This is a genomic window from Pontibacter sp. FD36 (genome assembly GCF_015686655.1).
Taxonomy (GTDB): Bacteria; Bacteroidota; Bacteroidia; order Cytophagales; family Hymenobacteraceae; genus Pontibacter.
In genome coordinates, this window is record NZ_JADPMP010000010.1 from 156,379 (window position 1) to 169,514 (window position 13,136).

Below are 13,136 nucleotides of genomic sequence, written 5' to 3' on the forward strand. Positions count from 1 at the left end.
GGCATTACCCATCAGGGTATAGCACCCTGCCCATATCATTGCTTTTAAATTCAAAGAAACCAGAATTATGAAAATAGCACCAATCAGCGAAGAACTTTTTCAGCGTGCGCAGCACTCCATACCGGGCGGGGTAAACTCTCCTGTACGAGCCTTCAGAGCTGTGGGCGGCAATCCACGTTTTATGGTATCGGCCAAAGGTCCTTATATGTTCGACGAGGACGGCAACCGCTACATCGAGCTCATCAACTCCTGGGGACCTATGATTTTGGGTCATGCTGCTGAAATTGTGCAGGAAGCTGTGCAGCAGGCTATACCTAATTCGCTTTCTTTCGGGGCGCCAACCCGCAAAGAAATTGAAATCGCAGAGCTGATCGTGGACATGGTACCTTCAATCGAGAAAGTACGCATGGTAAACTCCGGCACCGAGGCTACCATGTCGGCAGTGCGTGTGGCCAGAGGCTATACCGGCCGCAACAAAATGATCAAATTCGAAGGTTGCTATCATGGCCACGGCGACTCTTTCCTGATCGCTGCTGGTAGTGGCGCCATCACCCTTGGCGTACCGGATAGCCCAGGTGTAACGAAGGGAGTGGCGGCTGATACGCTCACGGCACCTTTCAATGACCTGGAGGCTGTGAAGACACTGGTAGAGGCTAACAAAGATCAGGTAGCAGCTATCATATTAGAGCCAGTAGCTGGTAACATGGGCTTAGTACTACCTGATGCAGGTTTCCTGCAGGGCCTGCGTGACCTTTGTACCAAAGAGGGTATCGTGCTAATATTCGACGAAGTGATGACCGGTTTCCGTCTGGCACCGGGTGGAGCGCAGCAGTTGTTCGGCGTTACGCCAGATATGACTACGTTGGGTAAGATCATCGGCGGCGGCATGCCAGTAGGCGCTTATGGTGGCAAGAAAGAGATCATGAACTTTGTAGCGCCAGCCGGCCCGGTTTACCAGGCGGGTACGCTCTCCGGTAACCCAATTGCGATGTCGGCAGGTATGGCCATGCTGCAGTACCTGCAAGGCCATCCGGAGGTATACACGAACCTGGAGCAGACAACTACCAAAATGGTAAACGGCATGAAGCAGAACATGCAGGAACTGGGGATGAACTTCACCATCAACCATGTAGGCTCTATGTTCAGCATCTTCTTTACGGAGCAGCCTGTTACCGATTTTGAAAGTGCTAAGTCATCCGATACAGCCATGTTTGGTCGCTATTTCAACAGTATGCTGCAGCGCGGCGTATACCTTGCTCCTTCCCAATATGAATCGTTGTTCGTATCTACTGCCATCACCGATGAGTTGGTGCAAGAGTACCTACAGGCAAACCGGGAAGCGCTTCAGGAAGCGGTACAACAGTAACTTATACCTTAGAATAAAGAAAGAAACGGCAGCCCATACCAGGGCTGCCGTTATTTTTGAAGGTATAGCCAGACCACTTTATGCAGGCAGGCATGGCTCCTAACGTCAGCACTTCTATCCCCCTCCCGTTAGCCTTTAAATTAATCAGCCATTTAACTATTCAGCTAATTCACAATCAACAATTCGCCCATTTTGCTTACTTTTACGGTCATAACATTGCACCCCCATGATTCTTACAGATAAGCAGATTTTAGAAGAGGTTGAGAAAGGCACTATTTTAATTGAGCCGTTCAGACGCTCCAGCCTTGGTACCAACTCTTATGACGTACACCTGGGCCGCTACCTGGCCACTTACCGCGACGAAGTACTCGACGCCCGTCAGCACAACCAGATTGATGTCTTTGAAATCCCGGAGGAGGGATTTGTCCTGCAGCCTAATACGCTATACCTGGGCGTCACCCTGGAGTATACCGAAACACATGCACACGTTCCTTTTCTGGAAGGCAAGTCAAGCGTAGGTCGCCTTGGCATCGACATCCATGCGACGGCAGGTAAAGGCGATGTAGGCTTCTGCAATACATGGACTCTGGAAATTTCGGTGACGCAGCAGGTGCGTGTGTATCACGGCATGCCAATCGGCCAGCTGATTTATTTTGAAGTAAAAGGCGGCATTGAAAACTATTATAATAGTAAAGACAATGCCAAGTATAACAACCGCACTACCAAGCCTGTCGAATCGATGATGTGGCGCAACGAATGGTAATTTGCCTCTAAAAAAATATTAAAAAAAGGTCAAATATTAGCTTATTTGGCCTTTTTTGGCATAATTCCTGCACTATATTACACGTATTCGACACTGAAAGGCAAGCAGGAAAATTTTTAAATGCCGGAATCATTTCACGGTAGCCTGCGTTTTAAAACTACAATGCCTCAGGAGAGAATGAAAAGCATTGAAAACACCAAAAACACTAAGATTATGAAAAAGCTACTGGTAATAACATTGATGGTATTCGGAACCGTATACGGCGCATTTGCTACAGGTAATAATGTAACAGTGATTGCTGAGAAGCGTGCCAACCACCTCACTGACCAGATGATTCGTGAGCTTCGTTTAAATAACTACCAGGCCAATAAGATTAGAGAGATTAACCTGGACGTAGCTGCCCAGATCACTGAGATTGAGCAGAAGCACGAAGGTAACGAGCAACTGATCACAGAGAAGTGCAAAGCAGTACTGGCCTCCCGTGACCTGGAGTTTGAAGACATCCTGAGCACTGTGCAGTACAACGATTACTTCGGTGACCGTAAAGTATACTCTAAAGTAGACCGTGAGTTTATGGCAAGCCTGAATGAGGAAGGTTCTCAGAACCTGGCCACGAATGAAAAAGCTACTGAAAACTCGACTGCCTCAAACGTAAACTAATTTGACTTATTAAATAAAAGCATAAAAGCCACCTCTAAGGGTGGCTTTCATTGTTTATAGGACTCTGGGACTAGTCTAGTTACTTTTCTTCTTGCGTTCCTCTTCTACATGCTTCATCAAGTCCTCGCAAAGTGCACGCATTTTGTCGGCCATTACCTTATCACTAGTAGCCGTAGCGATGCTCTGGGCCATAGCACCAATAGTATCGATGTAGAAATACTTCATTTCATCAATAGGCATGTCCTTTGTCCACAAGTCAATTTTCATGGTGCCAGCTTCATCACGGTCCCACAGGGAAATGTTGATAGCCTTCGCAAAATGGATTTTCTCACCTGCGTCGGTGGCTCTCCAGCTGATGGCTTCTGGTACACGCTGCTCGTCCAGCGCGATGCTAAAGTATATCTCTGACTTCTTCATTTTCGTTTCTGTTAAACTTTGTGCTATATATATCTCGTACTATGCTTGAATACTCAAACCAAGTACAAAGTTACGCGATGCGCTACGGAATAAAAACCTTCTTCTTTCTTTTTAGCCTGACCATCCTTTCAGGATGTGCCAGCTTAACCTCTTCAACTAAAAAAACGAAACTATATACTGTCGCTTTTTATAACACCGAGAAACTTTACGATATTAAGAATGACCCCAAAACTGATGATGACGGCTTCACGCCTGACGGCATCATGCAATGGGACGAGGACAGGTATAAGACCAAAATTCGCAACATTGCGAAAGTCATTGAGTCCATTGGGGGCAAAAACGGTGCTGACCTGCTAGGTGTCAGCGAAGTAGAAAACCGTCAGGTGTTAGAGGACCTGGTCGGCTCCTCTCCTCTTCGCAAACGCCGCTACAATATCATTCATCACGATTCCCCCGACCCCGAGGGACTGGATGTGGCCCTGCTGTACAATCCCAGAGTTTTCAAGCCAACGGCGCACACAAACCTACCAATTCAGTTCTCCGAAAAGGGCTTTAGCTCACGGGGTATACTGCAGGTAAAAGGTACGCTGGCAGGCGAGCCTGTAACGGTTTATGTAACACACTGGCCGGAAGATCGTGGCAGCGCGACGCTCGGCACCGCCCGCAGAAGAGACGCAGCAGCAGAGCTCAGACGGCAGCTGGATGCACAGCAGAAAACGGACAGGGATGCCAAAATAATCGTGCTGGGTGATTTTACGGATGAGCCGAAGTCCGCCAACATGGAAAAGGTGCTAAAGGCCACAGGACGCCCTGATCCGTCCTACAACGAAGAGCTGTTCAACACCTTTTATTTGTGGTACGTACAGGGCCGCGGCAGTTTCCACACCCGCAACGACAACAAAATGCGTGATCAGATCCTGGTTTCCAAGTCGCTTCTGAATACCAGAGGTGGTCTGCACTACGCTCACGGCTCTGCCTTCATCCATGATCCGGAGTTTGCTAAGTTCACATTCGGCAGGTATAAGGATACGCCGCGCCAGACTTGGTCAGGCACATTATACATCGGCGGGTATAGCGACCACTTCCCGGTATACATCAAGCTGCAAAAGTAGGCTATACACTTAAATAGGCGATGCTCTAAAAACAAGAAAGGCGAACCATAACGGTCCGCCTTTCTGCATTAGGAGAAATTATCTTCTTATACGTAATTGTTCAGCATTACAGGCATCACCAGCATCAGAACATTTTCATTATCTTCATTTGCAAGCGGCATCAACAGACCGGCACGGTTCGGTGTAGACAGCTCAAACGAGATTTCGTCGGCGTCGATGTTGTTGAGCATTTCGATCAAAAACTTCGCGTTGAAGCCGATTTCCATGTCCTCGCCGTCATACTGGCAAGTCAGACGCTCGTTTGCTTCGTTTGAGAAATCCAGGTCTTCGGCAGATACCTGCAGCTCAGAACCTGACAGTTTCAGACGAATCTGGTGCGTGGTTTTATTTGAATAGATAGAGATACGACGCACAGAGCTCAACAGAGCAGAACGGTCAATCACCAATTTGTTCGGGTTCTGTACAGGTATAACGTTCTCGTAATCCGGATAACGCTCGTCAATCAGACGGCAGATCATGCGGATATTGTCAAAGCTGAAGAAAGCGTTGGACTGGTTGAACTCCATACGCACGGCAGTCGCCTCAGATGGCAACGTAGACTTCAGCAGCGTGAAAGCCTTGCGTGGGATGATCAGAGAAGCTTCCTGGCTGGTAGCGATGTCCGTACGACGGAAACGCAGCAGGCGGTGACCGTCTGTTGCTACGAACGTTACATTATCAGGACGCAACTGTACGTAGATGCCCGTCATGGCTGGACGAAGCTCGTCGTTGCTAACCGCAAAGATGGTCTTGTTAATGGCACGGGCCAGCACGTTCGAAGGAATCTCGATGGCGCTGCCACCTTTCACCACCGGTACACGCGGGAAGTCGGTTGCGTTCTCACCTGACAACTTGTAGCGTCCGTTTGCAGAGCTGATCTCAATGGTATAGGTCTCTTCGTCGATCGTGAAAGTCACCGGCTGGTCTGGCAGGTTCTTCAGCGTCTCAATCAGGATCTTGGCAGGGGCAGCAATGCGGCCACTCTCCTTCGCCTCTACCTGCAGTTCGGTGATCATGGAAGTTTCCAGGTCACTGGCTGTGATGGTGAGGGTGCTGTCGTTGATCTCGAACAGGAAGTTCTCGAGGATAGGAACCACCGGGTTGTTGGTTACCACACCGTTTATGCTGGCTAACTGCTTCAAAAGAGCAGAGGAAGAGACGATAAATTTCATTATGTATAGCTATAATGTTATTTGGACAAAGTTAAAAATTTTTCGCATTTATGCTACCTGCCATGGCCCCGCTTTTTCACATTTTCTTTACATACAGGACAAAAAAATCAGAAGCGCTCGTAGCGACGCTTGCGCAGGTAGTAGCGCAGCACCCCAAACAGGGCCAGCAGCACGATCGGTGCTACGATGTTGAGTAGTTGCCAGTAGGTACGCTCTTCCTTCACGCGCACCCTATCCAGCGGCCTTAACTGTATTTCCTTACTTCGTACGTTGATCAGCCCTTCAGAGTCGAGCAGGTAGTGAATTGTATTCATGGCCAACTCACGGTTCGCGAATGTCACATTGTTATACCTGTCAAAACCCAGCTCGTAAGCCTGCCCCGTACGTGGATTCACATCGTTGCGCACCAGGTCACCATCCGAGAAAACTGCTATTTTGGTCGGTACGCCCGCCTCTTTCACCTGTTGATCAGCAGCCCCCTCAGGCGCTCTCCTGTTACGGAAGAGCGATGTAAAGGCACCTTCCAGCAAATACCCTACTGGCTGAGGTCCCGCCTGGTACTGCTCCGGTTTTACATCCATACGGGCTTCTTCAAGTGTAAGTGGCACCGGCGCCTGCATCACACGGGAATAAACAGAGGTAAAGGCTAGTGGTGTTTTGTGTATACCATCAGCCCGTACCGTGTCCATCGTGCCGATGAACTTGGAATAAACCGCGTCGATGTTGCGGGTAATTGGGTGCTTGGCAAAGGTGTTGAGCAACGGATAGAAACGCCAGTTGATCATCTCCGTCTGTGGTCGCTCTCCGGTATAGCCTGTCACGATAGGTATAAAGCCAGAATTCAGATCCATGATCATGGTCGGGTTCAGGCGCACACCGTAGCGGAAAAACAGGTCATCGAGGTTGAGGTTATAAGGCATGGCGAACATACCGCCTGCCCCTACGCTATCCATGTTGGCATTGAGGGCATCTACGAAGAACACCGCCTTCCCTCCGTTCATGATGAACTGGTCGATCTTATACTTATCGGCTTCGCTGAAAGGCTCGGTTGGTTTGGCGATGATGATCAGGTCCAGGCCCTGCAGTGTAGGTATGTCGCGCAATTCGCCGCGGGCTACGCGGTAGAACTCCTGCAGAGAGCCCAGCAAATCGGTTACGTTCTGTGTCTCCAACTGCCCCTGTCCGCTGATATAGCCGATGGTTTTGCCGCCCTGGAAGGCCATTTTACGAATCGCCGTAGCCAGTTCGTACTCCACCCCCTCCACTGATTGGTTCAGACGTTCGTCTGGTGAAGCGGCCAGGTTGCCCTTGAGAAGCATTACGCCGGTCTCTTTGCCTTTGTACATTACACGCGCTCCCGGAAATACCAGTCGCTCTACCTGTTTGCCGCCTTCGTTGGCACGAAGATTAGTTGGCTGTATACCTGCCTGAGCCAGTTTCTGAAAGAACTCCCCCCGCTGCTTCTCGTCAGAAATATCATTCGGGTCAATGAACTCATACCGCACGTTGCCGCCTGAGTAGATGCGGAACTCGTCCAGCGTCTCTCGCACAGACTGCTGTAGCCGCTTGAATCCGGCCGGAAACTCGCCTTCCAGGTATACCTCTACAAATACCGGCTCCGGTAACTCTGCCAGCATCTGCTTTGTAACCGGCGAAATGGTATAGCGTTTGTCCTCAGTCAGGTCGAGCCTGAAAAAGAAGTTGGCCGCTAATATGTTGAGCAGCACAATGGCCGCTAACGCGATCAGAAAGCGGGTCAGGTCGCGGCTGCGCTTGCTCTTATGTGTCGTTGCCTGCTCTGTTACCATTTTCTGCTGCTCAATACAAGTTTGGTGGAAAGAATCATGATGGCAATCACACTCAGAAAGTACAGCACGTCACGCGAGTCGATCAGCCCTTTGCTGATGGCCGTGTAGTGATATTCTATACCCAACTGGCTGATAAAGTAGCCGTACCCGCCCCAGACAGGTATAGAGGCGATCAGTTCAAAGCCGGCATAAATGATGTAGCACAGGAAAATTGCGATCACGAAAGAAATGATCTGGTTGTCCGAAACAGAAGAAGCAAATACGCCGATCGCCGCAAAAACACCCGCCAGAAACACTAGCCCCAGGTATGACCCCACCACCGCAGCGGAATCTACGTTACCCTGCGGGTTGCCGAGTTCATACACGGTGTAGTAGTAGATCAAAGTAGGGATAAGTGCAAACAGCGCCAGCAGCAGCGCCGCAAAGTATTTGCCCAGGATCAATTTTAGGTCTGAGATCGGTTTTGTGAGCAGCAGTTCAATCGTGCCTTCCCGCTTTTCCTCGGCAAAAGTACGCATGGTGATAGCCGGGATCAGGAACAAAAACAACCAGGGTGCCATGTTGAACAGCGTCTGCATATCGGCAAAGCCATAGTCGAGCACGTTGCTCTCGGGGAACACCCACATGAACATGCCGATGGCCACCAGGAAAACTGTGATCACGATATAAGCGATCAGGGTGTTCAGGAAGCCGTTAAATTCTTTTTTAAGTATAGCGAGCATCAGGTATACCTACTTCGTCAGTTGTTGGAAAATCTTTTCAAGGGAGTTCTCCTCATGGCGCAGCCCTACCAGCGGCCAGTTGCGCTCGGCAGCCACTCGGAAAAGGGTAGCGCGGATATCGGTCTCCTTGCGTGAAACGACCCGATAGGTGGCGCCCTCTATTAGTGTAGCCGTCAGTACACCCGGTACTTGCTCTAGGGCCTCCACAGGTATAGGCTGCTCAAACTCCACCAAGGTTGTTTTTTCATTGCGGGAGCCGGCTTGCAGACTAGCCACGTCACTGTCCGCTACCAGTTTACCCCTGTTGATGATCACAACACGGTCGCAAATAGCGGTTACTTCCTGCATGATGTGAGTCGAGAAGATTACGGTTTTGTCCTGCCCGATGCGCTTGATAAGTGACCGTATCTCCACGATCTGGTTCGGATCAAGGCCGGTAGTGGGTTCGTCCAGAATAAGTACCTGCGGATCGTGCACAAGCGCCTGCGCCAAACCAACCCGCTGCCGGTAGCCCTTAGAGAGGGCTCCGATCTTCTTGCCCTGCTCTAGGGTGAGTCCACATAGCTCCACCATCTCCTGCACCCGCTCCTTCGACCTGCGGCCCTTCAGACCATAAACCGACGCCACAAATTGCAGGTACTCGTGCACATACATGTCCAGGTATAGGGGGTTGTGCTCCGGCAGATAACCCACATGGCGGCGCACTGCAATGGGGTCCTGCAACACGTCATAGCCGGCCACCAGCACGGTACCCGCACTTGGTGGCAGGTAGCAGGTCGCAATCTTCATGGTAGTGGACTTACCAGCACCGTTAGGCCCCAGAAAGCCCAGTATCTGTCCCTGTGAGACCGAAAATGAAATATCATCGACAGCCCGCTGCGACCCGAATAGCTTGGTAAGATTTTTTACTTCAACTGACATGTTTGTAATGATTAATGAATAATGAATAATGACGCATCAGCATTGCCTTTCATTATTCATTCACCATTATTAATTATCCATTAATTAGGGTTTGCAAAGCTACAAAAGCTGTTCCACATTATGGCTATACCTGTTTCCGGCCTTTCGGCATCAGCGGACGCACCTCAATATCTACGTGGTGGTAGTTGGCGTGCGACTCCAGGCAATGTATGATGGTAGAGGCGATATCCTCCGGGCGCATCATGTTATCATTCACAGTTACGCTATCGATGTTGTCAAAGAAATTGGTTTGCACCGAACCAGGGTAGATGCAGGTAACCTTTACGCCATAGTCGCGCACCTCTTTGTAAAGCGAGTGCGAAATACCACGCACCGCATGCTTGGTGGCGCAGTAAGCTGACATCTGCTCTATACCTGTCGTGCCAGCAATGGATGAGATATTGATGATGTGCCCCTCTCCCATTTCTTTCATACCCGGCACCACCAGACGGGAGCAATAGAAAAGTCCGTGCACATTTGTGTCGAACATCAGGTGCCATTCGTCCAGGTCCTGGTCTTCCAGCGTAGACGAGCGACCTAGGCCGGCGTTGTTCACCAGCACACTGATCTGGCCTCCAAAATGCTCTACGGTATGCTTATAGGCCATTTGCACCGAGTCGGCGCGGCGTACATCGCATTCTACAAACTCAAAGCGCTCGTGCTGTACCTCCGGGTTTGTTCTGCCCCAGCCTGCAACCTTCGCACCCTGCTCCAGCAGCGCATGCACGGCTGCCAGTCCTATACCTCTGCTCACGCCGGTTACCACGGCTATCTTATTTTCCAGTTTCATAGTGATATTTATTTCGATGTAGTATCAATTACTTGTTTTATCCCTGTCTGACTCCTGCTAGAGCCGATACAGTAGTCCTAAACGGAACGTACGGGTATATAGCTTCATGTTGGCGCCATCCATATTAGCCTTGTAATTTTTGATGCCATGTGCATAGCTCAAAGAGAGGCCAAAGTGCCCATGATAACCAGTTACACCCAGTCGCGGTCTGAAGTCCGTGATCGACTCGCTACGGTCTCTTCTTATTTTGAATTCGGTCCCGTCCTCCAATGTCGCTTCCGATCGCTCTTTCATTTGCTGATTAAATGCGATGTCAGTACCCAGGGTCAGGTCCAGATCAACCGGGCTTTGCTTCACCCGCCAGCCTATGTAAGGCTGCAGATTGATATAATCTGCTATGATGACAGCATTTCCGTCTGCCGGATGGTTCAGAGAAGAGCTGTGTGACCAGTAGCCGTGGGCTCTATCGATTTTAGCCCGTGTGCGCAATTGCTCGTAACCTGCCTGTGTGCCAAATAAAAAGCCATTCGAAGTGACGTATTGTGCCTGCAGGCTGGCTCCAAGGGCCAAATTATACCTGCTGCCATACGGGTTGATCACCATTGGAGAACTGCCCCAGGTATCATTTATAACCATTGAAGTTGTGCTGCCAGCTGACTCGCCTCCGAACTTGGAGAGTCCGGAGTTAAGCTGCACACTGTACTCCATTTTCTGCCCGAAAGACAGGGTGGCGCTACCTAGCGCAAGCAAAAGCAGGTATACTTTTTTCATATAGGTATAAGCTTGTTTCTGATTCAAATCAACCCTGCATACCCACTTCACTCTCCTGTGCTAAATATCCCCTAACTGTGGTCTGATCAGGATCTCCTCCACTACACTGTTAGGTGACATGGCATAGGCACCGTAAATGGCCATGGCCACGTCTTCGGCCCGCATAAAACGCTCAGGCGGCAGGTCCACACCTTCCCAACTTGCCGTCAGGGTTGCACCTGGCAGAATGGCCGTTACACGAACACCGTGCTCTTTCATCTCCTCACGCAATACTTTTGACATCCCGAGCAAGGCGTATTTGGAAATACAGTAAGAGCCACCATTGGTGTAGGGTGTGATGCTAGCCGTGGAGCACATATTGAAGACATGCCCGCTCCTGCGCTTTTTCATATCCAGCACAAAGGCCTTGGTGATGTAGTAGGCGCTGTAAAGGTTCGTGTTGATCATCATCGGAAGCGCCGCATCGTCCTCCTCATGCACTTTGCCAGGTATAAACAGCCCACTGTTGTTGACAATCACCTCGATCTTGACCTCAAGGCCTTTCACATAGGAGATAAAGTTTTTGAGTGAGCCCATGTCGCTCAGATCAGCCTCCTGGTAGAACACTTTGGAAAAGGTATAGCGCTCCTCAATTTCCAGTTTCAGCTTTTTCAGGTCTTTCTCGTTTCTTGAACAAGTAATAATATGAAATCCTTCTTTTGCAAATTGTTCAATTACGGCCCTGCCAATGCCTTTTGTGCCACCTGTCACCAAAATATACTGCTGCATGTGCTCTATATAGATATTAGATAATACGTTTTCAAAATTTAACCGTAATATAGGCATTTAAACAGTATTTTTGTTTAGAAACACGTTTAATACCTTGTTTAACACGTAACGCCTGTATGCTACAATCCTTTGGGAAATACCTGCTGTTCATGCAAAGCCTCTTCACCCGTAAAGAATCCGCCAAGATTCTGTTCGGCCGCACCGTCGACGAGGCTATTTTGATCGGCATCAACTCTATATTCATCGTTGCCATAGTTTCCACCTTTATCGGGGCGGTTACCTGCGTGCAGGTTGCCTACAACCTCAACAATGCGTTCATCCCACGTTCCACCATCGGTTTCATGGTGCGCGAAATGACAATCTTGGAACTGGCTCCTACTATTACCTCTATTGTACTGGCTGGTAAAGTCGGCTCCAGCATCGCTGGCGGTCTGGGCACCATGCAGATCACCGAGCAGGTAGATGCCCTGGAAGTAATGGGTATCAACTCGGCCTCTTATCTTGTTCTGCCGAAGGTAGTAGCTGCTATCCTGGTTTTCCCCATGCTGGTGATTCTGGCCATGTTCCTTTCCATACTGGGCGGTTATTTAGCTGGAACGCTTTCAGGTGAGCTAACGCCTCAGGAGTACATTACAGGTATACGCGACCAGTTTATCCCTTATAACATCACATTTGCGCTGATCAAGTCAGTGGTGTTTGCTTTTCTGATTTCGTCCATCTCCTCTTTTCGCGGTTACTATACCTCAGGCGGAGCCCTGGAAGTTGGGGCAGCCAGTACGGCTGCCGTAACGAACAGTGTGATTGCCATCCTGATTGGAGACTTTGTGCTGGCATACATCTTACTGTAGGGTTGCTGGCCATTAAAAAATTTACAGGAGTTCTTCGCGTCTTTGCTTTTAGCTCCCGAATACAAGAATCATCATGATTGAAATACACAACATACACAAAGCTTTTGACGGCAAGAAAGTGCTGGACGGTGTGAGCGGCGTCTTTGAGACGGGCAAAACCAATCTGCTGCTTGGCGCCAGCGGTACCGGCAAAAGCGTGCTGCTTAAGTGCATCGTGGGCCTGATCAAGCCGGACCTTGGGAGCGTGACCTTCGACGGGACCTACTTTACCAACAACAAACTTGACATCCGCCAGGAGATCCGCCGCAAGATCGGTATGCTCTTCCAGGGGTCTGCCCTGTTCGACTCCATGACGGTAGAGCAGAATGTGGAGTTTCCACTTAAGATGCTGACCGACATGAACAAGGAGGAGCGTATGGACCGGGTAAACTTCTGTCTGAAACGTGTGGGATTGGAGGGTGCTAACAAGAAAATGCCCTCGGAGATAAGCGGTGGTATGAAAAAGCGTGTAGGTATAGCCCGCGCCATTGCACCGCACTGTACCTACCTGTTCTGCGACGAGCCTAACTCTGGGCTCGATCCGCAAACTGCCATGAAGATCGATGAACTGATCAAGGAAATCACCGAGGAGTATAATATCACCACCATTATCGTAACACACGACATGAACTCTGTAATAGAGATCGGTGATAAGATCATGTTCCTCTACGAAGGCAAAAAGCTCTGGGAAGGCACCCGCGACGAGATCATGGACACAGACATTCATGAGCTCAACGAGTTCATCTTTGCTAACCGACTGATGCGCGATGCCAAGAAGGTAGAAGACGAAGAGCGCGAAGAGGAGGAAGAACGCCGGCACAATGGTCAGGTAGCTTCACAGGGCAAAGAGAAGGCTCCTTCTGAAGAAACAGTGGAAACACGGGACGAGCCGCAGCCTGAA

The 13,136-nt window shown here is 49.7% G+C and carries 13 protein-coding genes and 1 pseudogene; 6 read left to right on the forward strand and 8 right to left on the reverse strand.

All coding sequences use genetic code 11. The annotated features are described in order from the left end of the window. The first annotated feature begins 67 nt into the window (after positions 1 to 67). The 3 genes from hemL to I0P70_RS15375 all read left to right on the forward strand — a co-directional run bounded on the left by hemL (position 68) and on the right by I0P70_RS15375 (position 2,789). On the forward strand, positions 68 to 1,366 hold the full coding sequence (gene hemL / locus I0P70_RS15365) for a glutamate-1-semialdehyde 2,1-aminomutase (protein WP_196119695.1): 1,299 nt from the start codon (positions 68 to 70) through the stop codon (positions 1,364 to 1,366). A gap of 226 nt (positions 1,367 to 1,592) precedes the next feature. Continuing rightward, on the forward strand, positions 1,593 to 2,129 hold the full coding sequence (gene dcd, locus I0P70_RS15370; RefSeq protein ID WP_007654526.1) for a dCTP deaminase: 537 nt from the start codon (positions 1,593 to 1,595) through the stop codon (positions 2,127 to 2,129). Positions 2,130 to 2,342: 213 nt separating this feature from the next. Beyond that, positions 2,343 to 2,789: a hypothetical protein gene (locus I0P70_RS15375; protein WP_230392229.1), complete on the forward strand. Its 447-nt coding sequence runs from the start codon at positions 2,343 to 2,345 to the stop codon at positions 2,787 to 2,789. 75 nt (positions 2,790 to 2,864) lie between these two features. On the opposite strand, the gene gldC is transcribed toward I0P70_RS15375, so the two are convergent. Continuing rightward, the gene (gldC, locus tag I0P70_RS15380) at positions 2,865 to 3,206 is read right to left on the reverse strand and encodes a gliding motility protein GldC (RefSeq protein WP_196119699.1); all 342 of its coding nucleotides are present in this window, start codon (positions 3,204 to 3,206) and stop codon (positions 2,865 to 2,867) included. A 77-nt stretch (positions 3,207 to 3,283) separates the two neighbouring features. Here gldC and I0P70_RS15385 point away from each other — a divergent pair, with 77 nt between their 5' ends. Continuing rightward, a complete protein-coding gene (locus I0P70_RS15385; protein ID WP_196119701.1) occupies positions 3,284 to 4,318 on the forward strand; it encodes an endonuclease/exonuclease/phosphatase family protein in 1,035 nt (344 codons plus the stop codon). Between the two features lie 86 nt (positions 4,319 to 4,404). Here I0P70_RS15385 and dnaN read toward each other — a convergent pair whose 3' ends face one another. From dnaN to I0P70_RS15420, 7 genes are all read right to left on the reverse strand, one after another. Then, on the reverse strand, positions 4,405 to 5,529 hold the full coding sequence (gene dnaN, locus I0P70_RS15390; protein ID WP_007654541.1) for a DNA polymerase III subunit beta: 1,125 nt from the start codon (positions 5,527 to 5,529) through the stop codon (positions 4,405 to 4,407). A 107-nt stretch (positions 5,530 to 5,636) separates the two neighbouring features. After that, positions 5,637 to 7,337 (reverse strand): gliding motility-associated ABC transporter substrate-binding protein GldG, encoded by a 1,701-nt coding sequence (gene gldG / locus I0P70_RS15395; RefSeq protein ID WP_196119703.1) that lies wholly within the window; start codon positions 7,335 to 7,337, stop codon positions 5,637 to 5,639. Next, positions 7,331 to 8,059: a gliding motility-associated ABC transporter permease subunit GldF gene (gene gldF, locus I0P70_RS15400; RefSeq protein WP_196119705.1), complete on the reverse strand. Its 729-nt coding sequence runs from the start codon at positions 8,057 to 8,059 to the stop codon at positions 7,331 to 7,333. Before gldF ends, gldG begins: the two co-directional genes overlap by 7 nt. Positions 8,060 to 8,068: 9 nt before the next feature. Further along, a complete protein-coding gene (gene gldA / locus I0P70_RS15405; protein WP_196119707.1) occupies positions 8,069 to 8,980 on the reverse strand; it encodes a gliding motility-associated ABC transporter ATP-binding subunit GldA in 912 nt (303 codons plus the stop codon). A gap of 124 nt (positions 8,981 to 9,104) precedes the next feature. After that, positions 9,105 to 9,809, reverse strand: coding sequence for an SDR family oxidoreductase (locus I0P70_RS15410; RefSeq protein WP_196119709.1), 705 nt, complete (start codon positions 9,807 to 9,809; stop codon positions 9,105 to 9,107). A 57-nt stretch (positions 9,810 to 9,866) separates the two neighbouring features. Continuing rightward, positions 9,867 to 10,580, reverse strand: a complete 714-nt coding sequence (locus I0P70_RS15415) for a hypothetical protein (protein WP_196119711.1) — start codon at positions 10,578 to 10,580, stop codon at positions 9,867 to 9,869. Between the two features lie 60 nt (positions 10,581 to 10,640). Next, positions 10,641 to 11,348: an SDR family oxidoreductase gene (locus I0P70_RS15420; RefSeq protein ID WP_196119713.1), complete on the reverse strand. Its 708-nt coding sequence runs from the start codon at positions 11,346 to 11,348 to the stop codon at positions 10,641 to 10,643. 116 nt (positions 11,349 to 11,464) lie between these two features. Between I0P70_RS15420 and I0P70_RS15425 the strand changes: the two genes are divergently transcribed. Both I0P70_RS15425 and I0P70_RS15430 read left to right on the forward strand, forming a co-directional pair. Continuing rightward, positions 11,465 to 12,196, forward strand: coding sequence for an ABC transporter permease (locus I0P70_RS15425; protein WP_196119715.1), 732 nt, complete (start codon positions 11,465 to 11,467; stop codon positions 12,194 to 12,196). A gap of 73 nt (positions 12,197 to 12,269) precedes the next feature. Continuing rightward, a pseudogene (locus I0P70_RS15430) lies at positions 12,270 to 13,013 on the forward strand (ABC transporter ATP-binding protein); the annotation flags it as partial. Positions 13,014 to 13,136: the final 123 nt, after the last annotated feature.